This is a genomic window from Listeria innocua (assembly GCF_028596125.1).
In the GTDB taxonomy this organism is placed as follows: Bacteria; Bacillota; Bacilli; order Lactobacillales; family Listeriaceae; genus Listeria; species Listeria innocua.
Genome location: NZ_CP117229.1, coordinates 734902 through 761510, shown reverse-complemented (window position 1 = coordinate 761510; position 26609 = coordinate 734902). Strand labels below are relative to the sequence as shown.

The window sequence follows — 26609 nt, the reverse complement described above, 5'->3', positions numbered from 1 at the left end:
TATGAACATATCCGTATACGTTGCAAGCGCATTTAGCAAAAATAACAACGGCGGAAATAAAGCTGGCGTAGTATTAAATGAACCAACATTAACTACCCAACAAAAAATGGCGATTGCAAAACAACTAGGCTATGCGGAAACAGCTTTTGTAACCGATTCTAAAATTGCCGATTATAAATTAGAATATTTTACACCAAAAGAAGAAGTTGATTTATGCGGGCATGCGACTATTGGTTCTTTTGCGATATTGATGCATTTAAATAGACTTCATAAGAATCAATATACAATCGAAACAAATAGCGGTGTTCTTACTATTACATTAAAAGACGGTACTATCTTCATGGAGCAAAATCGCCCAAATTTCTATGATATAATCCCGCCAAATGAGCTAACTGAATGCTTTGACTTAAACAAGGTTAATACAAACTATCAAGTTCAAATTGTCTCAACTGGTTTAAAAGATATATTAATTCCAATCAAAAGTGAAATAGATTTACATGCCTTAGAGCCAAATTTTGAAAAGATCCGGGAAGTTAGTGCGACTTATGATGTCGTTGGAATGCATCTTTATACTTTTAATAACGACCGAATTATTTGTCGGAATTTCGCCCCGCTATACGACATTAATGAAGAAGCAGCAACAGGGACTTCGAATGCTGCTTTAGCATGTTATCTTTATAAAAATCATTACTTGCGAAAAGAGAATTATCTGTTTGAACAGGGCTATTCTTTGGACTCGCCTTCTGAAGTCTTAGTTAATTTAGCATTGAGTAATAATGATGAGATAGAAAAAGTGTTTGTGGGTGGTAAAGGATATTACTGTGAAAAGAAGAATTTAACTATTGAATAGAAAAAAGCCGCCCGTTGGATGGGCGGCTTTTTAATTAATCATTATCGGTTTGGACATGCTCATTGCTAGAAGCTACGTGCTTTACTTTCTGAGCTATCGCGCCAACTGGATCTGCATCGCGCGCTTGTTTCACTTTGTTTCCAATCATTTCGACTGGGGCGCTTTCTCTTACTTGTTTTGCTTTACCAAGGATTTTTTCTCTTGGGTTAAATCGTGTATTGGTTTCTTTTTCGGTGATAACTTCTGTCGTTTCTAGTTGTTTTCTGGCGATGGAGAGCATTAGTTTGATTCGATTTAGTTGATTCACAGAACTTGATCCGGCATCGTAGTCAATCGACATGATGTTAGCTTCTGGATACATTTTTTTGAGTCCTTTAATCATCCCTCGACCGGTAATATGGTTTGGCAAACAAGCAAATGGTTGTAAGCACGCGATATTTGGTACGTTACTATCGAGTAATTCAAACATTTCTCCTGTTAAGAACCAGCCTTCACCCATTTTATTTCCGAGTGATAGTAATTGGCTCGCTTTTTCAGCAATAGATTCGATACTTGCTGGTGCTTCAAAGCGTTCACTTTTCTTCAGCGCATCTGTCACTGGTTTGCGGAATTGATTAATGAGCGGAATCGCAACGCTTTGTTTCGCGAATGATTTTACTTTGGAACGTCCGAAAGTATTCGCTGCAAAATGATCGTCATAACAACAATATAAAATGAAATCTGTTAAGTCTGGAACAACCGCTTCTCCGCCCTCGTCTTCAATGACATCAACAATATTATTATTAGCCCCGGGATGGAATTTCACGAGAATTTCTCCAACCACACCAACTCTTGGTTTCACTTCATTTGTAATTGGCAGGTTATCAAAAGCGCGAACCATTTCGTTTGCTAATTTTTTATATGCTACGAAGGAATAATTTTCCATTAGAGCACGTCCGGCATCAAGGTATTTACGGAATAGTTTATTCGCACTTCCTGGTTCGACTTCATATGGTCTGGTTCGGTATAGCATTCGGTCGAGGGCATCACCTAAACTAATTCCAGCCAAGAAACGAATGAGAACTTTTGGCGTCATTTTAAAACCTGGTTGTTTTTCTAACCCATTAGCATTAAGCGAAATAACTGGGATATGGTCAAGGCCAGCTTCTCCAAGTGCTTTTTTCAACATCGAGATATAGTTGGTTGCCCGGCATCCTCCGCCCGTTTGCGTCATCAATACCGCTAAATTATTCACATCATAATCACCATGTTTCAGCGCATCCATCATTTGTCCGATAGTTAAAATCGCCGGATAACATGCATCATTATTTACGTAACGTAACCCCTCATCAACCGCGCGAGGCGTAACTGCTGGTAACACTTCCAAGTTATAACCGCCCACTTTACAAGCTGCTTCTAACATTTCAAAATGGGTCGGAGCTAGCTGTGGCGCTAAAATAGTATAGGTTTTCTTCATTTCCTTTGTAAATAATGGTCGTTCTTTTGGTTTTGCCATAATTCCTGGTTTCACATTGTTTTTCTCACGTTCTTCCATTGCTGCTTTTAACGAACGTACGCGAATACGAGCGGCACCAAGGTTGTTGATTTCATCGATTTTAAGTAGTGTATATACTTTATTATGACCTTCAATGATTTCTTGGCACATATCCGTCGTAATTGCATCAAGTCCGCAACCAAATGACGTCAATTGCACAAATTCTAAATCTTCACTTTTAGCAGTAAAGCTAGCTGCGCGATATAGTCTTGCGTGATATTTCCACTGATTTTCGACGCGGAGTTTATGGTCAATTTCACCAAGATGAGAAATTGAATCTTCGGTAAGAACCGCCATGCCATTCATCGTAATAAGTTCAGGAATGCCGTGGTTCACTTCTGGATCAATGTGATACGGGTGCCCAGCAAGAACAATTCCTTTAATTTTATTTTTCTTAATATAAGTAAGTGCCGCTTCTCCTTCAGCTTGAATATCTTTACGGCAAAGTTCTGCTTCCTCTAATCCAGCTTGGACTGCTTTTTCCATATCAGCAGCTGGAATTTCTGGGAATGCGAGACTCATTTGTTCGATTAATGCTTTTTCATTATCTAACGTTAAAAATGGACTAATCATCGGGATGTTTTTTTCTTCCAAAGCATCCACATTCACACGAATAACTTCAGGATAACCGGCCACCACTGGACAGTTAAAGTTATTTGTCGCCTCGCCAAATTCTGGTTTTTCATAAACAACAGATGGATAGAAAATGCGATCCGCTTTTTTCTTAATTAAATCCATAATATGACCATGTGTTAATTTGGCTGGGAAACAAACCGCTTCAGAAGCAATCGTTTCGATACCTTTGTCATACAGGTTTTTAGACGATTTAGACGATAAAACGACACGGAAACCTAAGTTTGTTAAAATCGTATGCCACAGCGGATAGTTTTCAAAAACATTCAGCGCACGCGGTATGCCAATGGTGCCCCTTGTAGCTTCGGATTTTTTCAGTGATTTGTAATCAAAGGTACGTTTTAATTTATACGCATATAAGTTTGGTAGTAAGTTGCGTTTTGTTTCGACACGTTCGCCGCGTTCACAACGGTTTCCACTAACAAACATCCGGTCATCGCCAAATCTTGTCACGGTTAACTGGCATGTGTTACTACAAAGGTTACAACGTGATTGCGACGTATCTGCACTAAATTCACGTAATTTTTCCAGTACGAGCATCTCGGTTACTTCGCCAGTTTCATAATGTTCCCTGGCGATTAAAGCAGCACCATAAGCCCCCATCATTCCCGCAATATCCGGTCGAACAACTTCCCGCCCTGTTAAAAGCTCAAAAGCACGTAATACGGATTCATTGTAAAAAGTTCCGCCTTGAACGATGACTTTTTCACCAATATCTTTCGGGCTACGGAGTTTAATTACTTTTTGAAGGGCATTTTTTACGACGGAATATGCGAGACCCGCGGATAAATCTTCCATACTAACGCCTTCTTTTTGCACTTGTTTCACTTTGGAATTCATGAACACCGTACAGCGCGAACCTAAGTCAACTGGAGCTTTTGCTTCCAAGGCTCTGGCAGCGAATTCTTCAATGGATAAATTAAGTGTTTGCGCAAAAGTTTCAAGGAACGAACCACATCCGGCTGAACAAGCTTCATTGAGCATTAAGCTATCCAGTGCCCCTTTTTTAATTTTCATACATTTCATATCTTGTCCGCCAATGTCTAAAATAAAATCAACATCCGGCAAAAACTCACGAGCAGCACGATAATGCGCTACGGTTTCTATTTCGCCAACATCAATTTTAAGTGCGGCTTTAATAAGCGACTCGCCGTAACCTGTAATTCCAGACTGCGCTATTCGAACTTTTTCTGGTAAGATTTCATATAAATCGCTTGTTGCATCAATAACAGATTGAAGTGGATTACCGTTATTGCTTGAATAAAATGAGTATAAAATTTCGTTGGTTTGGCTCATTAAAATTAATTTCGTTGTCGTTGAACCGGCATCAATTCCTAAATAAGCGTCGCCTTCATAATCTTCCAACTTCGCCCGTTTAGCTTTCATTTGATTATGACGTGCCCGAAAATCTTCTAAGTCTTCGTTATTTTCAAAAAGTGCTGGCAAAATAACCGTATCGGTCGCCATTGTTGTCATATCCATGTTAGACAGACGATTAATCATATCTGCCACTTTTATCGGTACATCGTTTAGCCCTGTAAAAGCAGTTCCAAGCGCAATAAAATATTCCGCATTTTGAGGTGCGATAATATCACTGTCTTTCATTTTAAGCGTTTCTGTAAAACGATAACGTAATTGATCAAGAAACGTAAGCGGACCTCCAAGAAAAGCTACTTTCCCGCGGATTGGGCGTCCACAAGCTAGCCCACTAATGGTTTGTGTAACGACACTTTGAAAAATCGATGCTGCTATATCTTCTTTTCTAGCACCTTCATTAAGTAATGGTTGCACGTCTGTTTTTGCAAAAACACCGCATCTAGAAGCGATTGGATAAATCGTATTCGCATTTTGCGCTAGTTCATTTAAACCAGTTGGATCGGTTTGAAGTAGTGTGGCGATTTGGTCAATAAAAGCACCAGTTCCCCCCGCACACGCATTATTCATTCGCTGCTCAATCCCACCGCTGAAATAAATAATCTTCGCGTCTTCCCCCCCGAGCTCAATGACTACATCTGTCTCTGGAATGACCTGTTCTACTGCTTCTGTACAAGCAATTACTTCTTGCACAAATGGTACATTCAAAAATTTGGAGATGGCAAGGCCTGAAGACCCTGTAATTTTAAATGTCATTTCGGTCATGCCACATTTTTTTTGCATATCTTGCATGATTTCTAGTGTTACTTTTTTAATGTCGGAAAAATGTCTTCGGTACGTTTGAAATAAAATATCCCCCTGGTCGTTAAGTGCTACGGCTTTTGCTGTTGTTGATCCCACATCTAAACCTGCATGAATCATTTTCTCATCCCTTTCGTTACGCCCTACTTGATATGTACAGAAATTCACATATCATTCGTTAATTGTATACTGCTTCACATATGTACGCATTTATAAAAATGAGTGAGTACTCACTCGAAATGCGTAAAGGCATCAAAACCTCTAAACACCTATCATTCTACACGATTTTTTTGATTTGTAAAGAATTTCGCGGAGCTATTTTTGCTTCAAAAAAAAGCAGTCACCCGCTAAAACTGCTTTCTTTAGCGAATGACTGTATTCTCGTTAATTATGTCTAATTTTTGTCTTTCGGTTTGATGCTTTTAAAATTTGATAAGCTATAGCTAGAATTAAGAACCATACTGGAGTTACAAATAAAGCGATACGTGTATCAGCTGCAAATCCTAGAATAATCAATAATCCTGCAAAGAAAATCAAACTCACCCAGTTCATAAATGGCGATAATGGCATTTTAAATTTACTTTTGGCAGAGATTTCCGGATGTTTATGACGGAAACGTAAATGTGCCACTAAAATAATGCCCCAAACCCAGATAAAGCAAATCGTTGCGATACTTGTAACTAAAATAAATACTTGCTCTGGTAGAATATAGTTTAAAAATACACCGATAAGTAAGCATGCTGTAGAAGTGATTAACGCGGTTGCTGGCACTCCATTTGAACTTAAGTGGTGCATTTTCTTCGGTGCTTTTCCTTCTGCTGAAAGTGTATAAAGCATCCGACTAGTACTAAAAATACCACTATTACAAGAAGACATCGCGGCTGTTAATACAACGAAATTAATAATTCCTGCCGCGGCCGGAATCCCAATCATCGTAAACACACTAACGAATGGACTTGTGTCTGGATCAATATTACTCCACGGATAAATGGACATTAGTACTAATAAAGCACCAATATAGAAAATCAAAATCCGGATTGGAATATTATTGATTGCTTTTGGAAGTGTCCGCTCTGGATCATCTGCTTCTCCCGCTGTCACCCCAACAAGTTCAATCCCAACAAACGAGAAGGTCGCCATTTGGAACGCGAGTAAAAATCCAGCTACTCCATTTGGGAAAAAGCCACCATAATCAATTAAATTAGAAAATGATGCTGTACTAGTTCCATGTTTATAACCAATAAATACAAGTACAAATCCGATTACGATTAAAGCGATAATAACAACCACTTTAATAATCGCAAACCAAAACTCAATTTCGCCAAAAGCTTTGACTGTAGCTAAGTTAAATAATAGTAAAATTAAAACACAACCTAATGCTGGAATCCACTGAGGTAAATCAGGTACCCAAAACTTCACGTACATTCCAACTGCTGTGATTTCTGCAATTCCGGTTACAATCCAGCAAAACCAGTAAGTCCAACCAGTAATAAAGCCAGCCCACGGTCCGATAAATTGTTCCGCAAATTCGGTAAAAGATCCTGTTGTTGGATTATGTATTAATAATTCTCCCAAAGCTCTCATAACAAAGAATAAAATAGCCCCAATAATTAAGTAAACTAACATGATAGAAGGTCCGGCTAAATGAATTGACTTCCCTGCTCCTAGAAAAAGCCCTGTACCAATTGCTCCGCCAATCGCAATCAACTGAATATGTCTATTTTTCAGTCCTCTTTGCAATTCTTCTTTTTGCTCTTCCATCTCTATTCATCCCTTTCGAGTAACTAAACAGAATAAAGTGCCGAGTTGAGTCAGCACTTTATCCATCAATCTACTTCTCTACTTTACCAATTTATAAAGGGATTAGCAATCTTTTTATATGTTTTTATTGGTCTAGACAGTTGATAATACTATATTAACATTTAATATTAAAAACTATTTTTCACAAACTTTTTTAGAATTCAGCAGCACTTTCATGCGCTACCGCTTTAGCAGCTGCAACGATTTCCGCTTCTTTGCTTGGATTGTGGTCAATACCTTCCACAAAAATAGATGGTACTACATCAATACCGATAAATTGTAAAATTGTGCGCAAATAAGGTTCTCCGTGAGTAAATGAACTTGTTGGTCCAGCAGAATAAATACCACCGCTACCATGAATCAAAATCGCTTTTTTACCTTTTAAAAGTGCTTCTGGGCCGTGTTCTGTATAGCGGAATGATTTACCAGCAATAACAAAAGTGTCTACATAAGCTTTTAAAAGTGGCGGGATTCCAAGGTTCCAAAGTGGGAAAACGAATACATATTTGTCTGCTGCTAAGAATTGCTCTGTAAGCGCATTGTAGGCATTTAATCTTTTTTGTACATCTGGAGCTAAATCAGTAAATGCTTTACCTGCTTGTAATTCGCGGCCAGCTGTCATTAATTCTAAATCTAATAACGGAACTTCTGTATTATATAAAACTAATTCTTCTACTGTATCAGACGGATTTTTCGCTTTGTATTCGTCGATGAAAGTAGCTGCTACTTGCGAACTTCTGGATACTTCATTTGGAAGTGGTGACGCTTTAATAAATAGTACTTTTGACATTATGAAAACACCTCATTGATTTTATTTGTTCCTTCTATATAATAGTACTATCCGAGCGGGGAGTCAATTTGATTTTAAGCAAATAATCATTGACATTTTCACTAGGAATGCTAAGATAAATACAGAATTCTAGAGTGTATTAGCATCATTCAATACACACTCCGTTTTTCAATACACTAATTGGAGGTTTTATAATTGAAGCGTATTGACCGTATTTATGAATTTATTTTAGAAAACCCTTCAACTAAGTCGATTCGTGAGCAACTAGAAAATAATGAAGGCTTTACTGCAACTACTATTTCAGAAACATTAGATATTTTAAGAAATAACGTCAGCATGGAATTAAATGAACTCCATAGACAAGGCAAAATTATTAAAATCGTTGGGCGACCAGTGCTTTATTTTCCGAAACGAACGGTGGAAGAAGAAATTGGCCGCGTGCTTTCAGATAACGAACTAGAATTTGAAAGTTGTGAAGCACTTCTGAAAATTTTAAAGCCAAGTATCGTTGAAAGAAGCCCTTTCGATGATTTAATTGGCGTAAATGATAGCCTTAAAACCCCTGTCGAACAAGCCAAAGCAGCAGTACTTTATCCACCAAACGGCTTACATACAATGATTCTTGGACAAACTGGTGTGGGTAAAACATTGTTCGCTAACTTAATGTATCGTTTCTCGCAACATGCCAAACGATTGCCGGCTGATGCCCCTTTTATTATTTTCAACTGTGCCGATTATTATAATAACCCGCAACTCCTGATGTCCCATATTTTTGGTCATGTCAAAGGTGCCTTTACTGGTGCGGAAAATGATAAAGGCGGACTCGTTGAAAAAGCAGAAGGAGGTATTTTATTCCTCGATGAAATTCATCGTCTCCCTCCAGAAGGGCAAGAAATGATTTTTTATCTGATGGACTCTGGTACCTATAACAAACTCGGCGAAACTGACCGAACTCGAAAATCCAATGTTTTAATTATTGGAGCAACGACAGAAAATCCGGAATCTTCCTTATTAAAAACATTTATGCGTCGTATTCCGATTATTATTACTTTACCAAGCTTAGAAGAAAGAACTGCTTTTGAACGAGTGGAACTGCTTAAATACTTACTTTCTAGCGAGGCGCACCGTGTAAATAAACCGATTCGGATTGAAGATGAGGCCGCGAAAGCGCTGATTGGTAATACTACTTACGGCAATATCGGCCAGTTGAAATCAAACATTCAACTCGTTTGTGCGCAAGGTTTTTTAAACAGTTTTGATAAAGACGATGAAATTTTAATCGATTTTAAAACTTTACCGATAAATATTAAAGATGGCTTTTTCCACTTTAGTAATCGGCGCAAAGAACTTCAAGCCATCGCGGAATATCTAGAGCCTTACACGACGATTTTCCCTGAGCTAAACAACACGTTAATTACTTCCGACGAATATGAGCCAAACTTCAATCTTTATAAAATTATTGAAGATAAAGCTTCTATTTTAATGGATCAAGGTGTAGAAGATGACGATATTAAGAAATTTATCAAGATGGATATTGATATTCACCTCAACAGTTTCTATAACAAATTCAAAAACACCATCCATAATCGCGAAAATATTTTAAAAATCGTGAATGAAGAAATCCTTAATTTTGCAGAAGGTATTGAACAAAGAATCGAGCATCAGCTAGGCAAAAAGTTAAATGAGCGCTTCTTACTCGCCTTTAGTCTGCACTTGACTTCCTTTATTAAACGCATTGAAAGTAACAAACCGTTAAAATACACGAATATCGAAAATGTGGTTAATGATCAACCTGAAGCATATGAATTATCTCGTGAAATTAAAGATGATATTGAGGCTACTTTCCACATTCGCGTTCCAAATATGGAAGTAATGTATCTAACCCTTCTCATTAGCTCCTTGCTTAAAGAACAAGAAAATGCGCGCGTTGCTGTACTTGTTGCTACTCATGGAAATAATACCGCTAGTAGTATGGTTAGCGTTGCGAAAAAATTACTCGGCGAAGGATTGGTCGAAGGAATTGATATGCCGCTTGACCAAAGTCCGAAAATCGTGCTGGATAAGCTGACTGAACGAGCGAAAGAAATGGATATGGGACGTGGTCTACTTCTACTTGTTGATATGGGCTCACTCACAAGTTTTGCTCCAGTTATTTCTGAACGTACGGGCATTCCGGTTCGCTCAATTGATATGGTTTCAACCGCGACAGTTATCGAAGCCGTACGTAAATCAAACATTCTTGATATGGAGCTAGATAGTATTTACGATTCACTGAAAGATTTCCGTGGCTACGGGGGTTATAATTCTGATGATGACACACTCGATTCCAATCAAAAACCACACGCTATCGTTACTATTTGTGCGACTGGCGAAGGAACTGCTGAAAAACTTCAACTATTTATTGAAAATATTTTAGATACTATCACAACCGACGCCATCAAAGTCATCCCAATCGGTTTACATGAAATGGATACAAGATTAGAACAGCTACAAGAAGAAAACGATATTTTAATGGCTGTCGGAATTCAAGATCCAAAAATCCAAATCCCCTTCATCCCGCTTGAACGACTTTTTGGCATTGACGGTGAAGAACAATTAGTTAGCCTAGTTAAACAACGCAACATTATTGTTAAAAAAGGCGAAACTGGTCGAATCGCAAAAGAAATTATCGAAGAAAGCCTTAATGAATTTCTAACCTATCTTAATCCAAAGAAAACAATCGAAATTCTGAGCTCTTTTGCAACTGTATTAGAGAAAAAACTAGGTTACAAACTGGATAATACTTTTAAAATTAATTTACTCATCCATGTAGGATGCGCTCTAGAACGAATGGTTTTAAATGATGGTTTAGTCTACCGCGAACCAAAAACCATGCTAGACACAGATATTTTCAGTGCATTAGAACAAACAAATAAAGAAGTCATCTACAAAATGAACTTAAAGCTTACAAATGATGAACTTTGTTATTTGTATGATATTTTGAACGAAATTCAACCAGAAGTACTTTCATAAACATCAGAAAGCCAACAAAATTCTTACGTTGGCTTTTTTTATTTTCAACTATTGCGTTTTCTGCTACATTTTTTAGGGTAATGTTGTATGTATGTCTAAGATAAATATTTAGTGTATTAATGTAGTTATATAGCGTATTAAGCTCCTATTCACCTTTTAGTACACGCTTACAGAAGCCTTGAACCACTTCTATTAATAAAGGGGGTAGTTTAATACAGAAAAGTTGGCACAGTTTTTGCGTTAGTATTAATGGATGCTTCATATCCACGCTTTAAGGAGGAGATACTTATGCCAGTTGCAATTATTATTGGCACACATGGTGAAGCTGCGCGTGAATTGCTCAAATCAGCAGAAATGATTATCGGCAAACAGGACAATGTTGAATTTATTACGTTTGTTCCTGGAGAAAACACTGATACGCTTATTACCAAATATAAAGAAAAACTAGACAAATTAGATACTTCAGAAGGTGTTATTTTTATGGTCGACTTATTTGGTGGTAGTCCTTATAATGCTTCTAGCCAAATTGCCCTTCCAGAAGAGAATATGGACGTTATAACGGGCGTCAATATCCCAATGTTACTTGAAACACTCTCCATGCGTGCTGCAAGTAATCAAAAAGATCTAGTTAAAACTGCTATAACAGCAGGAAGTGATGGCGTTAAGTCACTGAAAGCATCATTACCAAAAAAAGAAACCGAAGTCGGGGAGGACGATTTATAATGGAAATTCGCTTAGCACGTATTGATGACCGCTTAATTCACGGTCAAGTAGCAACAGTTTGGACAAAAGAAACACAGGTAGAACGTATTATTGTTATAAGTGATGATGTAGCAAAGGATGAAGTGCGTAAAACCCTTCTTACACAAGTAGCACCTCCAGGAGTTAAAGCTAGTGTTGTTGACGTACAAAAAGGAATTCGTGTATACAATAATCCTAAATACGCAAAAACTCCAGTAATGCTTTTATTTACTAACCCAACAGATGTATTAACTTTAGTAGAAGCTGGTGTCAATATCACAACTGTTAATATTGGTGGCATGGCATTCCGCGAAGGTAAACACATGATTACCAATGCAGTTTCTGTCGATGCAACAGACGAAGCAGCATTCCGCAAATTAGACGAAAAAGGAATCGAACTAGAAATCCGTAAAGTCGCTTCTGATAATAAAGTAAAACTCATTCCACTACTTGATAAAGAAAAGTAGGCTTTCATTTTTAAAGTAGAAAGATATGCAAACGTTTAAAGGAAGACCTTTAAAGGGGTGATTCATGAATAAAAGCTCATGTAACAGACGCTTTCATTATTCAGTCATCATATTGAAATTATCTTTTTTATCATTTTAAAGAAAAATTGGGAGGGAAATATATGTCAGCAATACAATTAATCCTTGTATTCCTCGTATCATGTATTAGTGGTATGGGTAGTATTTTGGATGAGTGGCAAACGCACCGTCCATTAATTGCCTGTACATTAATCGGTCTTGTTTTAGGGGATATTACAACCGGTATCATTATTGGGGGAACACTTGAAATGATCGCGCTTGGCTGGATGAACATCGGAGCTGCTGTTGCACCTGATGCTGCACTTGCATCTATTATTTCTACTATCTTAGTTATTACAGGGGGACAAGATATTAGCGTAGGTATTTCGCTTGCGATTCCTTTAGCTGCTCTTGGTCAAGTACTTACAATTCTAGTTCGTACAATTACAGTTGCTTTCCAACACATGGCTGATAAAGCTGGTAAGGAAGGTAATCTGCGAAGTCTCGACTGGATACATGTTACTGCACTACTACTTCAAGCAATGCGTATCGCAATTCCAGCCGTTATCGTTGCGGTAACAGTTGGTACTAGCGCCGTAGAAAATTTACTCAATGCCATTCCTGATGTTATTGTTAATGGTCTTAACGTAGCTGGTGGATTTATCGTTGTTGTTGGTTACGCAATGGTTATTAACATGATGTCAGCTAAATATTTAATGCCTTTCTTCTTCTTAGGTTTTGTTGTAGCAGCATTTACTGCCTTTAACTTGGTAGCACTAGGTGTTCTAGGGCTAGTTGCAGCAATCGTATATATCCAACTAAATCCTAAATATCAATTGAAAGAAGCTATCCAACAATACGGTGGGGGCGGCGGCGGACGATCAGCGGATGATGATCTCGACGACGACCTTGACGACTAAGGAAGGGGGAGAAAAAATATGAGTGAACAAATTACAGTTAATGAAAAGAAAATAACGAAAAGTGATTTAATGGGCGTTTTCATTCGTTCCAACCTCTTCCAAGGGTCGTGGAACTTTGAACGTATGCAATCTCTAGGTTTCTGTTTCTCAGTAATTCCAGTAATTAAACGTCTTTATCCTGAAAAAGGACCTGATAGAGAACAAGCTATCAAACGTCACCTTGAGTTCTTTAATACCCATCCATATATGGCCGCACCTATCTTAGGTGTAACTACTGCGATGGAAGAACAAAAAGCCAATGGTGCTGATATTGACGATGGCGCTATCAACGGTATTAAAGTTGGTTTAATGGGACCACTTGCCGGTGTTGGGGATCCAATTTTCTGGGGAACTGTTCGTCCGGTACTTGCCGCTTTAGGTGCAGGTTTTGCAACTGACGGTAGTATCATCGGGCCAATTTTATTCTTCGTACTATTTAATGCAATTCGTCTAGGTTTCCGTTATTGGGGCGTATTCTACGGATATACAAAAGGTACAGATGTTGTATCTGATATGTCTGGCGGTCTGCTTCAAAAACTAACAGAAGGAGCTTCCATTCTCGGACTATTCGTTATGGGTGCCCTCGTTAATAAGTGGACAACAATCTATGTTCCACTTGTAGCTTATACAACAGAAGATTCTAAAACTGGTAAAGACGTTCCAACTACTGTCCAAAGTATCTTGGACCAATTAATGCCAGGTCTTCTTGCCCTTCTGCTAACATTCGCTTGTATGTGGATTCTGAAGAAAAAAGTCAATGCTTTATGGCTAATTTTGGGGCTATTCGTTGTTGGTATTCTAGGTTACTGGTCTGGTATTTTAGGACTTCCACCAGCTGGGTATTCACCGCTAGGATAATGAACTAAAATGAAAAAGCGGAGAACCGGAATTAGATCCGGTTCTCCCTTTTATTTACTTAATTATGTTACAATATTACTAAACTATACCAATGATAGATTGTGAGTGATAACTAAATGGTTTGGGATGCTACTAATATCTTTTTATTCATTGCCAACATATTGACGTTACTGTATATCTTGTATAATGATGCAGTAATTCCTCTTTCAAAAGGTAAAACAGTCTTAAGTGTCAAATTGCGTTCTCGTGGACGTTGGGATGGCTATATTTTCGTTGGAATCATTGTTCTTTTATTTGTTTCCAATACATTCTTTCGTGAAGGTCCGTTCTCAACTTCGGTATTACTTGCTGTTATGGGTGTATTATTCATCTATATTTGTTTCTTCCGTAGTTCAAAAGCTGTTTTTAAAGAAACAGGACTTTATTATGCCCTTCTATTCTTCCCATACGCTAAAATCGAACGAATGAATTTATCGGAAGACGGTGTGTTAGTCATTGAAACTAATCGCCAACGTTTGATGCTCTTTGCAAGATCTGAAAAAGATTTAGAAAAAATGCTCGCTGTATTTACTACATATAGCTAAAAAACGCCACGCTCACCTTCCCTTTTAAGAGAATGGAGCATGGCGTTTTTTTATATACCAACATTACTTAATTCTATTTCCGGAATAACAAATTCAACAAATCTTCCATGGAGCATTTCGATTTCTTCGCTGAATTTCGTATCAAAACAAATAATACTTTCTTCTAGACGGAGTACCGCAAAGCCATCTTCCTCGTAGTCCTCCAACTTCCCAACTACATGAACTAAGCCATCTTCATCTATTTCTAATAAACAATGTTTTTCTTCACTTTCATGCAAAAGTTCCGCGGTAATCATATCAGGTATCGTAATTTCTACCGTGTAAACCCTACTTGGTTCTGGGTCTTCATCGGCCCATATACCAACGCATTCACCATATTCACTACTAAAAGCGATTCTGCCGTCAGTCAATTTTTTTTGAACCTTTATCTCCACTAACCATTTCCTCCTGCGCTTCAAATTCTTGCTTTATTATAGCACAAAACTCGAAAGTGACGGTAATTTTTAGCAAAGTAATTTCACTTTTTATTTGTCATTTGTCTTATTTAAAAGTATGATAAGTATATACTTTTTATAAAAAGGAGATCGGATTATGACGATACTAGCATTTGATATGGGTGGTACCGCAGTGAAGTATGGCGTTTTAACAACAGAAGGCGCAATACTAGAAAAGGGTAAATTTACAACTCCGGATAATTTGGATGAAATGATACAATTATTGGTGGATGTGAAATCTAATTATGACTATTCTTTCCAAGGTGCCGCTTTTAGTTGTCCTGGTGCAGTAAATAATGAAACCGGCATCATTGGCGGAGCGAGCGCAATTCCTTACATACATAACTTTCCTTTCAAACAATTACTTGAAGAAAAACTCGGGCTTCCGGTTACAATGGAAAATGATGCCAACTGTGCGGCTTTAGCAGAAGTTTGGATTGGAGCAGCTAAAGATAAACAAGATATTATTTTTATGATACTTGGAAGTGGCGTAGGTGGTGCGGTTATTCGCGGTGGCAAAGTACATCATGGCGCGAATTTGCATGGCGGCGAATTTGGTTACATGTTGATGGACCGTGACGGACACACCCTTAGCGAGCTTGGTACTGTCGTAAATGCTGCTACTCGGATTTCAGAACGCCTGGAGCTCCCTGCTGATGAAGTGGATGGTCATCTTGTTTTTAAGCTTCGTTCAGAAGGAAATGAGGTCGCCAAAGAAGAACTTGAGACAATGTTTTATTATTTAGCTCGAAGTATTTTTAATTTACAGTATGCACTTGATCCTGAGATGGTTGTGATCGGTGGCGGTGTGAGTGAACGCCCTGATTTTATAACTGAACTAAATAGCTACGTCGATCAAGTAAAGGCGAGTGTTCCGATTGCTACAATTCGCCCAACTGTAGTTAGTTGTCAGTTTGGAAATGATGCCAACTTAATTGGTGCAACTGCCTTTCATTTAGCATAAAAAAAGAAGCTGGACACTTTGTTGCGCCAGCTTCTTTTTATCCTAATTTTTCTGGTTCACCGCGGCTTTCTAGTACTTTTCTGACCGCTTCAAGCCATTTCTTTTGTTTATTTACAACAAATTGATACTTCACACCTGAAATCATATCTACTTCTAAAATGTTGGATAATAACTCTTTTCCAAGAATTTTTGTTCGGACTCCGCGAATTTTAGAGACGCGGTTCAGTGGAATATTGATTTCTTCGTCAAAGTAATCATTTGGCTTGTGTACAATGTAAGTTTCGGTCAAATAAAGCTTCCCAGGGACCGCTTTAAAACCATTTTTCGCATTGGCAAGACCTTTATGAATGACTTCTAATTCCTCTTCCATAAAGCTTCTCATCTCCTTATTCTTCTACATTTATAATAACAACGCTAGCTGTTACTTTTTCAGTATGAATGGACCGAAGCGCTTCTGGCTGCTTTTTTTAGGTGCGAGGATGTTCAAATGGCTTCCAAGGACTTCAATCTCGGCTGGAACGCCTGGACCTGGATCGCCGTCCACATTAATGCTTAAGTCGTCCCCGCTTGCATCAATCGTTAATTTCTTCGTTTTAATATAAACAACGCCATCGCTATTTTTTAAATTACCACGAATTAATTGTGGGATCATATTAGCCGCATCAAGTAGCCCGAGTTTAGTTAACACGATGACATGAAGATAACCGTCATCGATTTTGGCATCGGGAGCCCATGATTCCATTCCGCCAACTGATTTCGTTAAGCCAGCCACAACAAGTGCTGCCTCACCTTCCCATACTTCCTCGTCATATTCTAGTTTAAAATGAAGTAGTTCATTGCGGTTAAAAGCTTTTAGACCTTCTAAAAAGTATGCTACTGAACCAAATTTTGTTTTTTGTTCCACGCTCACTTGGTCAACAGCTTGCGCAATCATTCCAATCGCTAATACGTTCATAAAATATTGATCGCCAATTCGGCCGATGTCCATTGGAATTGCTTTTGCTTTTTCAAGCGCTTGAATTGCTTTTTCTGGTTTTAGCGGTATACCTACTGAACGCGCCAAATCATTGACGGTCCCAAGCGGAATAAAGCCGAAATCTGGTCGTTTTTCATGGATTGCTAAACCATTAATAGTTTCATTTAGCGTTCCATCTCCGCCCATTGCGATAACTGCGTCAAACCCTTGTTCCGATGCCCAAGACGCAAATTCCGTTGCATCTCCTGCTTTTTCTGTTAAACGTACTTCTACTTCATCATATCGTTTTTTTAAGACTTCTTCTGTTTTCCCTTGATAAGTTTTTCCTTTTTCTTTACCTGATGATGGATTCACAATCAATAGTGCCTTCCCCATCGCACTCACCCTCTCTTGCAAAAAAATTCTATTTATATTTTCACACATAATATAGGCATCTTCACTACTATAGTTTACCTTGAAATGGGGATTTGTACCAGTCACAGCCTTGAAAAATGCCGAAAAAAGTCGTAAAGTGAAGATGAACACAAAATAGAGTTGTGGAGGAATTTATAAATGAAATCATTTCAAGCGCTTTTCATTGAAAAAGAGGCAGACAATACTTCACTTCATTTTAGAGAAACTACTTTAGATAACTTACCAGAAAATGAAGTAACAATTGAGGTTCACTATTCTGGTATTAATTACAAAGATGGGCTGGCAGTACTTCCTGATGGAAAAATTGTGAATGAATATCCTTTTATTCCAGGAATTGATGCAAGTGGTGTCGTTGTTGAATCAAAATCAGCTCGTTTTAAGGCCGGGGATGAAGTTATCGTAACAAGCTATGATTTTGGTGTTAGCTATTTTGGTGGCTATAGCGAAATTATCCGGGTTCCTGCTGAATGGGTGGTCGCTTTACCAAAAGGTTTATCGCTCAAAGAAGCTATGATCCTTGGAACAGCAGGCTTCACAGCAGCTCTCTCGGTCGATGCGCTGGAATTTAGCGGCGTAACACCAGATGCTGGAAAAATCGCTGTGAGTGGCGCTACTGGCGGCGTTGGTAGCCTTAGCACAGCCATTTTAGCTAAAAGAGGATATTCAGTCGTAGCTTCTTCAGGAAAAAAAGACGCAGAAACATTCTTACATAAACTAGGCGCGAAAGAAGTCGTTCCCCGCGAAGCATTCCAACCAGAAAAAATCCGTGCTCTAGATAAACAACTATATGCAGGAGCGATTGATTGTGTTGGCGGAAAACCACTTTCATACTTACTAACTGCTGTAAAATACGGCGGGGCAGTAACGACATGTGGTATGTCAGCGGGTGGAAAATTAGATACAACTGTTTTCCCTTTTATCTTGCGTGGGATTCAACTTTTTGGTATTGATTCCGTTCTTTGTCCAATGCCAAAACGAGAAGGCATCTGGAAACGACTTGCAACAGATTTTAAATTAACTAATTTAAATGAGCTTGCTACTGAAATCAATTTTTCTGAATTACCAGCTGCTCTTCACCAAATCATGAATGGCGGAATAACCGGAAGATATTTAGTAAAAATAAAATAAAAAAAGCATTGTCCCTTTTGAATGGGGACAATGCTTTTTTACCGATAAGCGACTAATACATGCGCATCAATGACTTGATCAATGATCGCCATACATTCGTCGTAATTTTGTGCTTCAAGCGCATCGATAAAACGCTGAATATTAGCGATTGTTTTAACACAAGCGTTTTGAGCGATTTTAATTACTTCTTCATCACCAAACTCTTGAATATTATTAAAAAAGTCATTGCTAATTTTTAAGTAGTAATTATTTTTCATATAGGTTAATAAATCATTAACAAACCATTTCTCATATTCAAAATAAACTGCTGGATCACTTGGTTCTACGTCACGTTCAATTTCTACTAACTTAGCGACTACGCGCATCTTATTAAAACTGATTTTTTTAGTACGAATTTTTTGAATGGCTTGTTTTAAAAATAAACCAAGAATTTCAGTCATTTCAAAATAACGTTCTTTATTAATAATACTGTCCCGAACAAAAGCGCCGCGGAAATCATTATATTCCACATATCCATCTGCAGCAAGCATCCCGATTGCTTTACGAATGGGCGTCCGACTAATACCCAACTGCTCTGATAACGTGTTTTCTATTAAGCGATCACCTGGCTTTAGTTCCCCGTTTCTAATCTTCTTTTTAATTTCCCGATAACAAACACTTTCTCTAGTCTCTTTGCGTTTGGTTGTCATTACTTTTCCTCCTAAGTATGCCTAAAAAATTATGTTATAAAAAGGACCGTGATGTAATAATCTCTTTCAAAAAATCGTTTTCATTCACTTTTTTCTCCATCGCCAAAAAGGGATGGTAACTCGTATTTTCTGTGACTAACATAGCTGTTTGAATAGCAATTATTTCTTTTGTTAGTTCGTGCTCTTTTTTTGCATTTATTTCTGATTTAGAACGAATAACTGACATAATCGTAATCCCGAAAAAATACAATACTATTGCCATAACGATAATGATCACTGCCGCAATGAGTCGTTCCGCTACATTATTCATTAAAAATAGAAAAGACCCGCCTAATATAGCTAAAAATGCAGCTATAAAAACGCCTATCATCGTGCTAAGTGGCTTATAGTTCTTTTTCTCTTCCGCCATTTCAGAGTGAATAAACCGAAGCAGTTTTTCTAAGTCATCTCTTGAGCTGAAGCCACTTTTTTCTAAATAAGCAAATAATAAATAGCGACGCATAACTGCTAACTCTTTAAAATTACGCAACTGATAACGGGTTTTAATAAATTTTTTCGCCCGATTATAAATCAATAGGTAATAAAAAAGTGGAATACAGAGTAAACTAACCAAAATTACTGGAATAAAAAAACGATTATCCACTAAATTCATGACTATAACATTACCAACAATTAAAAGCAGCACTAATAAAAAAAACGCTCTCCAAAAACCTTTCATAAAGCTATGTATTAAATTCCAGCTACTAAGTTTTTTAAAATAAAAATCGTTTAATTTTTTTATAGCCATTTCTACACCTTTTCCTTTTTTTCCTAAATTTAAGTTTAACATGAGTCATCCATTTATTAAAGTTTGTAAAGAGATTTTCACTTTTTTATCGTAATTAGTTTACATTATGCTTAAAATTAAATATAATTAATATTATAAAATATATTTAATGGGTGAGTAAATGAAAACACTACTATATCAAAAAGTTTATGATCAGCTTAAATTATCCATTCAAGAAGGCAAGATTCCTGTTGGTAGCAAAATGCCGACCGAAAATGAATTAATGGCTCAATTTGATGTGAGCAGTATTACGTTAAAAAAAGCGCTGGAATTATTAAAAAAAGATGGTTATATTTCAAGGCGCCCTCGTGTCGGTACTTTTGTTATTAATGACTCGCCAAATAGTGAGCAAATCGAAACGAGGAAGTTCGATAAACCACTTTTTGGTTGTATTATGACAAATTTCGACGACACTTTTGGAACAATTTTATTATCTGGTATGCTAGAGCACAGTGACTCTAAAGCTCATATTATTGTAAAAAAATCACTGGGAGATACTGAGCGAGAAGAAGAAATACTGCAAGAGTTTATTGAAATGAATGTTGCTGGGATACTTATTTTACCTGCTAGTTCTAAATTTGTTTCACCAACCTTACTGGAGCTTGCTTCTCAAAAATTCCCTTTAGTTGTGATAGATCGTACGTTAGAAGGTTTACCAATATCCTCTATTAGTTCTGACAATACAGAAGCTGGTCGTATTATTACAGAGAAATTATTTGAACTTGGCCATAAGCACATTGGAATGATAACGTCTACTAGTCCAGTTTCTACGCTTGATAGTCGAGTGAATGGTTTTATTCGTGGACATGCATCTTTCCATACCGCTTTTCATTCTGATTATGTTTTTCGTGAAATTGAATCAGTGATGCCAAATTCAACGGTTTCCATTCAAACAGATATTGATAAAATTGCTCATTTTTTAGAAACACATCCAGAAATTACTGCCCTTGTAGCGACAGAATACAATATCGCCCTTTTGATAAAACAAGCATGTAATAAGTTAGGCAAATCTATTCCTACTAATTTATCTGTGGTTTGTTTTGATCATCCGGATAATTTTTTTGATACCTCCGCATTCCAATTTACACATATAAAACAAGCACAGTATGAAATAGGCGTTAAAGCAGTGGATATGCTTTTAAATCAAGTGCTTAAGCCAGATACGATAAATAAAGAAACTTTACCTCCAATGCTTGTAGAAGGAGATTCAGTCGAGCCACTAAAAAGCACCTCCAAGTAGGAAGTGCTTTTTTTATTATTCTAATTTTGCAGCCATTTCAAGTGCGATCATTCCGCTTAATTCTGCTGAATAAGGAATTTTTCCAGAAGGTTTTTCTTTCCAATTCATCCCCATTAACAAATATCCATCTACTTTTGCGCTTTCAACGAGTATTTGACAACTATTTAGTACAAAATCCCGGTAAGTTTTATTCGCCGTTTCTTCTATTAAATCTGTAAAATATCTGTAAAAGATTCCTTTGAAAAGCCCTTCGTCTCCGCCATTTCCTTCATCTTTAAATATATCATCTTCCGTTAATTCTTTTAATGATATATCCGCAGTTTTATTCGCTGTGTCTAAATATTTTGCTTCTTTAGTGATACGGTATAATTCTAAATTAGCTCCAATATACACACCTTGGTTATAAGTAAATTTCCATTCATAATCAATGGCTCCGTCTTCTAAACGGTTAATGCCATCTTCTACAAAACCATCTTCACGTACAAGGACTTTAGTTTGCCATTCGTAAGTCTTCATTGCCCACTCTAAATATTTCGTTTCATTAAGTTCATTATATAGCCAACAAGAAAGAATGATGAACGGTGCATTCACGGGTGTGTTTTTATAATACATTTGTGGTCGACGCCAAGCAAAGCCACCGCCCATGATGTCGTTCCAACCAGTATCCACTAAATCCTGCCAAACCAACTGTGCATCTTCTAAATAAATTGATTTTCCAGTCGCTTTATATAGACGATAAGCCGCAAGTGCGTTCCAAAGCATATCATCATAAAAATCATGAATAAGTGTTCCACCATTTCTGTTTTTATTATGCAGATATGTGTTTTCGGCTACCTCCAAATCCGCTTGTTTTTTCGTGCGTAAGTATGCATCTAGTCGTACTTCAACCAAGTGAGCTAGCCACCAATAATTAAAAACCTTATTATCTTCTTCCGGATTTCCTGTCGGATAAAAGTTATTTAAAAATTGTTCTTTTGTATCCGCAAGATAAAATTTTTCTAAACTTTGTTGAGCTAAATTTGCATATTCGGACCATTTCATCGTTTATTTATCTCTCTCTTCTTTTAAAATTTGGTTTCCTTCTTTTTCAGCTTGTGATAAAGCTTTTTCCGCTGAAATATTACCATTCATGAATTTCTCAAATTGAGGTTTCATTGCTAAACCTTCTACATCTGCATAACCTGCCACAGTCGGACGGATTTTAGCATATTTCATTGTATTTACAAAAACAGAATAATTAGGGTCTTTCGTAAAGTATTCATCTTCAGCAGCAATTTTATTCGCTGGTAACCAACCACTAATTTTAGCAAACTCTACACCATTTTCTGGTTTTGTTGTCCACCACTTCATAAAGTCCCATGCGCCGTCTTTATGTTCCGCTTGTTTAGGCATTACTAATCCAAACCCGCCCATAATCGCACCTTTATCACCATTTGGTCCTTTTGGCGGTTCTACTACACCGTAATCAAGATTCTCTACTTTATTATAATCCGCTAAAGCCCATGGACCGTTGTATGTCATTGCTTCTTTTCCAGCTGCAAAAGCATCAGAACCATCATCAAAACCACGTTGGTATACTTTTAAATCATTTTGCATTTTATCCCAGTAATTAAGTACTTCTAAGCCTTGTTCTGAATTGAATGCCGTTTTTTTATTATCAGGAGTTACTAGTTCGCCACCTGCTTGCATTAAATATAAGTTAAACAAGCCAACATCTTGAAGCGACATTCCTGCTTGCGTCATTTTATTTCCATCCCATTTCGTTGTTTTTTGCGCAGCGGTTGCTAATTCATCCCATGTAGTTGGTGGTTTTACGCCAGCTTCTTGTAATAATTTTTTATTGTAAAATAGAATTCGATTATCATTTAATAGTGGTAAACCATATAATTTATCACTGTAGGTCATTTCTTTCACTGATTCTTCATAAAAATCGTCCATCTTCACGTTGTCTTCTTTGACAAGTTTATCTAGTGGTTCAAGCACTCCTTTTGGTGCATAAAGAGCTGTTTGATAGCGATCCCACATAATAATATCAGGGAGTTCACCACCTGCAATTCCGGTTAATAATTTTTCTTCCACATTTTCTTGCATTACATATTTTACTTTATACTTATCTTGTGACTTATTATAACTATCGATTTGTTTTTCTAACTGTTTAATCTGATCTCCTGACCAAGAACCCCACATAACAATTTCTTCTTTTCCGTCCTTATCCTTACTACTGTCTGAACCTCCACCACAAGCCGCTAAACTGAGTAACAACACCATACTAAGAATTGCTAACAATACTTTTTTCATCCTATACACTCCTTTTTAGTTTATTTACCGCCATTATGCGCAATACCTTCTACAAAATATTTTTGTGCAAAAATAAAAACAAACAATACAGGAATGGTGGAAACAATTGTCCCAGCCATTAAAGCCCCATAATTGGCACTTTCGTTATATTGAAAGGAAGCAAGTCCTACTTGAACAGTCATCATTTTTTGCGAATTAAGAACAATCAAGGGCCACATAAACTGATTCCAGCCAGCCTGAAATGTCATTATTCCAAGGGTAGCAAGCGCTGTTTTAGCAAGTGGCATATAGATTTTCCAAAAGATTTTAAACTCCGAACAACCGTCTATTCTTGCAGCTTCCGAAAGTTCATCTGGCAAAGTTTCAAAGAACTGTTTCATAAAAAAGATCGAAAACGCGCCAGCAGCTCCTGGAATCAAAATTGCCCAGTAAGTATTAATAAAACCCATTCCACCATGGCCAGTAATATCATTACCACCCATCAACGGGAAATTCTTTAAGACTAAAAACGATGGAATCATTGTTACTACAGCCGGAATCATCATGCTTCCTAAAAATGTCATAAAAAGACCTTTTTTCCCTTTAAAAGGTAGCTTAGCAAAAGCATACCCTGCTAGTGAGCCAAAGAATAAATTAGTGAGCACTCCACCAACTGCAAGTATTAAAGAGTTGACTAGATAGCGAGCAAATGGGGTTGTACTAAACACATCTTTGTAATTATCCCAAGTAAACATTTTAGGAATTAAGTTCATGCTATTACTTAAAATTTCACTCGTTGGTTTAAAGGAAGTAGATACTGTCCAAATAAGCGGGAAAACAGTCACTAAACTAATTAGAAGTACTGCAATATACCAAATGAACGACTTGCTCCCTTTTTTTAATTTTATGGTATTCATACCAACCCTCCTTAAGCTGTTCTATCTTCTTTATTCACACGCATATTAATAATCGAAAATACTAGTATGATTAAAAATAGTACAAAAGAAATCGCGGAAGCATAGCCCATTTTTAATCCCCCAAAACCTTCATTGTAAATATAGTAGACAAGGGTGATCGTTGAGTTTCCTGGGCCGCCTTTTGTTAGTACATATGCTTGATCAAACACCTGAAAAGCGTTGATAATTAGCATCGTTGTTACGAGAAAAGTAGTTCGGGAAAGGGATGGCCAAGTGACATAACGAAACGTTTTCCATCTTGAAGCGCCTTCAATTTTAGAAGCTTCATATAAGTTAGCTGGGATGCCTTGAAGACCAGCAAGAAAAATCATCATATTTGTTCCAAATGTCATCCAAACACTCATCATCACAATCGCAAACATTGCCCAGTTCGAATCATAAAGCCATGCAGGACCATTAATCCCAAACCATCCTAAAACACGATTAATCAAACCATACTGCGGATTAAGCAACCAATACCAGATAGTCGCTGTTGCTACCGTAGAGCATAATACCGGCACATAAAAAAATGTCCGAAATAAACCTGCTCCTTTTTTATTCATATTAATCAAGATAGCAGCTCCAAGCGATGCTACAAGACCAAGTGGTACAAACAAAGCTGTGTAGATAATCGTATTCTTTAATGAAATGAGAAAATAAGGATCTCTAAACATTTTTATGTAATTGTCAAAGCCGATCCAGTTGGGAGAATTAACAATATCATAATCTGTAAAACTGACAAACAGAGCCATTCCAATTGGAAGAATCATAAAAATTGCCAGTAGTAAAACTGGAAGTGCAATAAAAAGGTAAGCCATTCGTTGTTGATGTATTTGAACAGATTTATTTCTAATCGTTGCCATCATTAAGCCTCCTTCGTTAGTTCTTTAAAACACTTGCCATTCGAAATCCGGCTACATCAAGAATTAATTCGCAAAACATCATATTTGCCCAGGAAAACCATTCACGCGTAAAGTCTTCCGGGTGATCTGGATGAAACGATTCATGCATTAATCCAGTTCCTGCATCCGTTCTTAACAACATTTGTAAAATCTCCAATTTTTCTGATTCATCATTTGCAGTGAGTCCTTGAATCGCCAGTCCAATTGGCCAAATATATCCTGCTGGTGTATGCGGACTACCAATTCCTTTTGCAAGCTCACCTTCAAAATAATACGGATTTGATTTACTTAAAATAAACTTCCGCGTGTTCTGATAAATTGGCGACTCTTTCTCAAGATATTGGATGATTGGCATAGAAAGTAAACTTGGAACATTGGCATCATCCATCAATAATTGATTTCCAAGCCCATCTACTTCAAATGCAAATATTTCACCAAAAGTCGGATGATTATATGTACCAAATTTTTCAATTCCTAATTGAATCTCATTTTGTAATGTAATTGCTTGTTTTATCGTTTCTACTTCGCTTGGATAAAAAGCTTCTATAATTTCTTTGGCATAACCTAAAACTACTACTGCAAACATATTTGAAGGGATAAGGTACCCATATTCACAAGCATCATCACTTGGTCTAAATCCTGACCAAAGCATACCGGTGTAAGCTGTTTCCGTTCCTAATCCGTTTCTTTTTAGAGTATCAGAAGGAACACAGTCCAGCCGTTCAAAACGATAAGGCGATTTTGTTTCATGATGTTGTTCTACTTCCCATAAAGCAAAAATCGTTTGTAACATCTTGAAAAATGCAGCGTCAAATTGTTCTGTTCTTCCAGTAATTTTCCAAATAAAGTACGCTAATTGAATCGGATAGCATAACGAATCAATCTCATATTTTCGTTCCCATACTTGTGGATGCATTTCTGTTTTATCAGCTTGATGCCCAGCTCCATTTGGCGTTTCATTGAAAGCGTTAGCATAAGGATCGATTCCAACTAATCGGACTTGTTCTTTGCTAAGACCAATCAACATCGACTCAATTTCTTCATTTTCTTTAGCGAAAAGCAGGAACGGTCGTACTTGGCATACAGAATCACGTAACCACATCGCTGGAATATCCCCTGTTAAAATAAATGTGAGACCGTTTTCCCTGATTTTAATGGTGGTGTCTAATGTGTTTTCCATACACTTTTCATACATGTCAGCTAATTTTTGATTATTTAGTTCTTTTTTTATTTGTTCGGTGCTTGTTTGTATAAAAGCGCGGTTTGCGATAACCAAATTATTC

23 protein-coding genes are annotated in these 26609 nt (G+C 37.3%); 10 read left to right on the top strand and 13 right to left on the bottom strand.

Annotated elements, in window-relative coordinates:
* Position 1: 1 nt before the first annotated feature.
* A complete protein-coding gene (locus tag PQQ29_RS04260; protein ID WP_187984043.1) occupies positions 2–850 on the top strand; it encodes a PhzF family phenazine biosynthesis protein in 849 nt (282 codons plus the stop codon).
* 34 nt (positions 851–884) lie between these two features.
* On the opposite strand, the gene PQQ29_RS04255 is transcribed toward PQQ29_RS04260, so the two are convergent.
* The 3 genes from PQQ29_RS04255 to PQQ29_RS04245 all read right to left on the bottom strand — a co-directional run bounded on the left by PQQ29_RS04255 (position 885) and on the right by PQQ29_RS04245 (position 7782).
* Positions 885–5312 carry a 2-hydroxyacyl-CoA dehydratase gene (locus PQQ29_RS04255; RefSeq protein WP_033838009.1) on the bottom strand — a complete coding sequence of 1476 codons (4428 nt, stop codon included), beginning with the start codon at positions 5310–5312 and terminating at the stop codon, positions 885–887.
* A gap of 264 nt (positions 5313–5576) precedes the next feature.
* The gene (locus tag PQQ29_RS04250) at positions 5577–6953 is read right to left on the bottom strand and encodes an amino acid permease (protein ID WP_003761117.1); all 1377 of its coding nucleotides are present in this window, start codon (positions 6951–6953) and stop codon (positions 5577–5579) included.
* 193 nt (positions 6954–7146) lie between these two features.
* Positions 7147–7782 (bottom strand): FMN-dependent NADH-azoreductase, encoded by a 636-nt coding sequence (locus tag PQQ29_RS04245; protein ID WP_003770984.1) that lies wholly within the window; start codon positions 7780–7782, stop codon positions 7147–7149.
* Positions 7783–7977: 195 nt separating this feature from the next.
* Between PQQ29_RS04245 and PQQ29_RS04240 the strand changes: the two genes are divergently transcribed.
* From PQQ29_RS04240 to PQQ29_RS04215, 6 genes are all read left to right on the top strand, one after another.
* Positions 7978–10794, top strand: a complete 2817-nt coding sequence (locus PQQ29_RS04240; protein WP_003765938.1) for a sigma-54-dependent transcriptional regulator — start codon at positions 7978–7980, stop codon at positions 10792–10794.
* A gap of 288 nt (positions 10795–11082) precedes the next feature.
* Positions 11083–11517 (top strand): mannose/fructose/sorbose PTS transporter subunit IIA, encoded by a 435-nt coding sequence (locus PQQ29_RS04235; protein WP_033838008.1) that lies wholly within the window; start codon positions 11083–11085, stop codon positions 11515–11517.
* Positions 11517–12002, top strand: a complete 486-nt coding sequence (locus PQQ29_RS04230; RefSeq protein WP_003765934.1) for a mannose/fructose/sorbose PTS transporter subunit IIB — start codon at positions 11517–11519, stop codon at positions 12000–12002. The genes PQQ29_RS04235 and PQQ29_RS04230 overlap by 1 nt, the downstream gene beginning before the upstream one ends.
* 161 nt (positions 12003–12163) lie before the next feature.
* Complete coding sequence (locus PQQ29_RS04225) at positions 12164–12979, top strand: PTS mannose/fructose/sorbose transporter subunit IIC (protein WP_003770981.1); 816 nt, start codon at positions 12164–12166, stop codon at positions 12977–12979.
* 18 nt (positions 12980–12997) lie between these two features.
* The gene (locus tag PQQ29_RS04220) at positions 12998–13876 is read left to right on the top strand and encodes a PTS mannose transporter subunit IID (protein WP_003761108.1); all 879 of its coding nucleotides are present in this window, start codon (positions 12998–13000) and stop codon (positions 13874–13876) included.
* 116 nt (positions 13877–13992) lie between these two features.
* Positions 13993–14460, top strand: a complete 468-nt coding sequence (locus tag PQQ29_RS04215; protein WP_003761105.1) for an Lmo0779 family protein — start codon at positions 13993–13995, stop codon at positions 14458–14460.
* Positions 14461–14510: 50 nt separating this feature from the next.
* Here the strand turns inward: PQQ29_RS04215 and PQQ29_RS04210 are convergent, their stop codons facing one another.
* The gene (locus PQQ29_RS04210; RefSeq protein WP_003761103.1) at positions 14511–14894 is read right to left on the bottom strand and encodes a hypothetical protein; all 384 of its coding nucleotides are present in this window, start codon (positions 14892–14894) and stop codon (positions 14511–14513) included.
* Positions 14895–15051: 157 nt separating this feature from the next.
* On the opposite strand from PQQ29_RS04210, the gene PQQ29_RS04205 reads away from it, so the two are divergent.
* Positions 15052–15918, top strand: a complete 867-nt coding sequence (locus PQQ29_RS04205; RefSeq protein WP_003770980.1) for an ROK family protein — start codon at positions 15052–15054, stop codon at positions 15916–15918.
* Between the two features lie 37 nt (positions 15919–15955).
* Here the strand turns inward: PQQ29_RS04205 and PQQ29_RS04200 are convergent, their stop codons facing one another.
* Both PQQ29_RS04200 and PQQ29_RS04195 read right to left on the bottom strand, forming a co-directional pair.
* On the bottom strand, positions 15956–16288 hold the full coding sequence (locus tag PQQ29_RS04200; protein WP_003761100.1) for a hypothetical protein: 333 nt from the start codon (positions 16286–16288) through the stop codon (positions 15956–15958).
* Between the two features lie 51 nt (positions 16289–16339).
* Positions 16340–17269: a diacylglycerol/lipid kinase family protein gene (locus PQQ29_RS04195; protein WP_033533268.1), complete on the bottom strand. Its 930-nt coding sequence runs from the start codon at positions 17267–17269 to the stop codon at positions 16340–16342.
* 177 nt (positions 17270–17446) lie between these two features.
* Here PQQ29_RS04195 and PQQ29_RS04190 point away from each other — a divergent pair, with 177 nt between their 5' ends.
* Positions 17447–18436: an NADPH:quinone oxidoreductase family protein gene (locus PQQ29_RS04190; RefSeq protein ID WP_187984042.1), complete on the top strand. Its 990-nt coding sequence runs from the start codon at positions 17447–17449 to the stop codon at positions 18434–18436.
* 38 nt (positions 18437–18474) lie between these two features.
* On the opposite strand, the gene PQQ29_RS04185 is transcribed toward PQQ29_RS04190, so the two are convergent.
* Positions 18475–19125 (bottom strand): GntR family transcriptional regulator, encoded by a 651-nt coding sequence (locus PQQ29_RS04185; protein ID WP_003761094.1) that lies wholly within the window; start codon positions 19123–19125, stop codon positions 18475–18477.
* Positions 19126–19159: 34 nt separating this feature from the next.
* Entirely contained in the window at positions 19160–19912 is a 753-nt protein-coding gene (locus PQQ29_RS04180; RefSeq protein ID WP_010990599.1) for a hypothetical protein, read from the bottom strand.
* 160 nt (positions 19913–20072) lie between these two features.
* Between PQQ29_RS04180 and PQQ29_RS04175 the strand changes: the two genes are divergently transcribed.
* Positions 20073–21191 carry a GntR family transcriptional regulator gene (locus PQQ29_RS04175; RefSeq protein ID WP_185540224.1) on the top strand — a complete coding sequence of 373 codons (1119 nt, stop codon included), beginning with the start codon at positions 20073–20075 and terminating at the stop codon, positions 21189–21191.
* Between the two features lie 15 nt (positions 21192–21206).
* Here PQQ29_RS04175 and PQQ29_RS04170 read toward each other — a convergent pair whose 3' ends face one another.
* The 5 genes from PQQ29_RS04170 to PQQ29_RS04150 are packed head-to-tail and all read right to left on the bottom strand — an operon-like array spanning position 21207 to position 26602.
* Entirely contained in the window at positions 21207–22232 is a 1026-nt protein-coding gene (locus PQQ29_RS04170) for a glycoside hydrolase family 76 protein (protein ID WP_187984041.1), read from the bottom strand.
* 3 nt (positions 22233–22235) lie between these two features.
* Positions 22236–23489 (bottom strand): ABC transporter substrate-binding protein, encoded by a 1254-nt coding sequence (locus tag PQQ29_RS04165; RefSeq protein ID WP_003770973.1) that lies wholly within the window; start codon positions 23487–23489, stop codon positions 22236–22238.
* A 20-nt stretch (positions 23490–23509) separates the two neighbouring features.
* Positions 23510–24385, bottom strand: coding sequence for a carbohydrate ABC transporter permease (locus PQQ29_RS04160; protein WP_003721884.1), 876 nt, complete (start codon positions 24383–24385; stop codon positions 23510–23512).
* An 11-nt stretch (positions 24386–24396) separates the two neighbouring features.
* The gene (locus PQQ29_RS04155) at positions 24397–25287 is read right to left on the bottom strand and encodes a carbohydrate ABC transporter permease (protein ID WP_010990596.1); all 891 of its coding nucleotides are present in this window, start codon (positions 25285–25287) and stop codon (positions 24397–24399) included.
* A gap of 16 nt (positions 25288–25303) precedes the next feature.
* Positions 25304–26602 (bottom strand): glycoside hydrolase family 125 protein, encoded by a 1299-nt coding sequence (locus tag PQQ29_RS04150; RefSeq protein ID WP_187984040.1) that lies wholly within the window; start codon positions 26600–26602, stop codon positions 25304–25306.
* Positions 26603–26609 lie beyond the last annotated feature (7 nt).

What these genes read in the sequence shown, in the direction of transcription:
- PQQ29_RS04175 (WP_185540224.1), top strand. Translation starts at nt 20,073, where the DNA reads ATGAAAACACTACTATATCAAAAAGTTTATGATCAGCTTAAATTATCC.
- PQQ29_RS04190 (WP_187984042.1), top strand. Translation starts at nt 17,447, where the DNA reads ATGAAATCATTTCAAGCGCTTTTCATTGAAAAAGAGGCAGACAATACT.
- PQQ29_RS04160 (WP_003721884.1), bottom strand. Translation starts at nt 24,385, where the DNA reads ATGAATACCATAAAATTAAAAAAAGGGAGCAAGTCGTTCATTTGGTAT.
- PQQ29_RS04200 (WP_003761100.1), bottom strand. Translation starts at nt 16,288, where the DNA reads ATGGAAGAGGAATTAGAAGTCATTCATAAAGGTCTTGCCAATGCGAAA.
- PQQ29_RS04170 (WP_187984041.1), bottom strand. Translation starts at nt 22,232, where the DNA reads ATGAAATGGTCCGAATATGCAAATTTAGCTCAACAAAGTTTAGAAAAA.
- PQQ29_RS04205 (WP_003770980.1), top strand. Translation starts at nt 15,052, where the DNA reads ATGACGATACTAGCATTTGATATGGGTGGTACCGCAGTGAAGTATGGC.
- PQQ29_RS04195 (WP_033533268.1), bottom strand. Translation starts at nt 17,269, where the DNA reads ATGGGGAAGGCACTATTGATTGTGAATCCATCATCAGGTAAAGAAAAA.
- PQQ29_RS04245 (WP_003770984.1), bottom strand. Translation starts at nt 7,782, where the DNA reads ATGTCAAAAGTACTATTTATTAAAGCGTCACCACTTCCAAATGAAGTA.
- PQQ29_RS04255 (WP_033838009.1), bottom strand. Translation starts at nt 5,312, where the DNA reads ATGATTCATGCAGGTTTAGATGTGGGATCAACAACAGCAAAAGCCGTA.
- PQQ29_RS04185 (WP_003761094.1), bottom strand. Translation starts at nt 19,125, where the DNA reads ATGACAACCAAACGCAAAGAGACTAGAGAAAGTGTTTGTTATCGGGAA.
- PQQ29_RS04215 (WP_003761105.1), top strand. Translation starts at nt 13,993, where the DNA reads ATGGTTTGGGATGCTACTAATATCTTTTTATTCATTGCCAACATATTG.
- PQQ29_RS04230 (WP_003765934.1), top strand. Translation starts at nt 11,517, where the DNA reads ATGGAAATTCGCTTAGCACGTATTGATGACCGCTTAATTCACGGTCAA.
- PQQ29_RS04225 (WP_003770981.1), top strand. Translation starts at nt 12,164, where the DNA reads ATGTCAGCAATACAATTAATCCTTGTATTCCTCGTATCATGTATTAGT.
- PQQ29_RS04250 (WP_003761117.1), bottom strand. Translation starts at nt 6,953, where the DNA reads ATGGAAGAGCAAAAAGAAGAATTGCAAAGAGGACTGAAAAATAGACAT.
- PQQ29_RS04235 (WP_033838008.1), top strand. Translation starts at nt 11,083, where the DNA reads ATGCCAGTTGCAATTATTATTGGCACACATGGTGAAGCTGCGCGTGAA.
- PQQ29_RS04260 (WP_187984043.1), top strand. Translation starts at nt 2, where the DNA reads ATGAACATATCCGTATACGTTGCAAGCGCATTTAGCAAAAATAACAAC.
- PQQ29_RS04155 (WP_010990596.1), bottom strand. Translation starts at nt 25,287, where the DNA reads ATGGCAACGATTAGAAATAAATCTGTTCAAATACATCAACAACGAATG.
- PQQ29_RS04220 (WP_003761108.1), top strand. Translation starts at nt 12,998, where the DNA reads ATGAGTGAACAAATTACAGTTAATGAAAAGAAAATAACGAAAAGTGAT.
- PQQ29_RS04165 (WP_003770973.1), bottom strand. Translation starts at nt 23,489, where the DNA reads ATGAAAAAAGTATTGTTAGCAATTCTTAGTATGGTGTTGTTACTCAGT.
- PQQ29_RS04180 (WP_010990599.1), bottom strand. Translation starts at nt 19,912, where the DNA reads ATGGCTATAAAAAAATTAAACGATTTTTATTTTAAAAAACTTAGTAGC.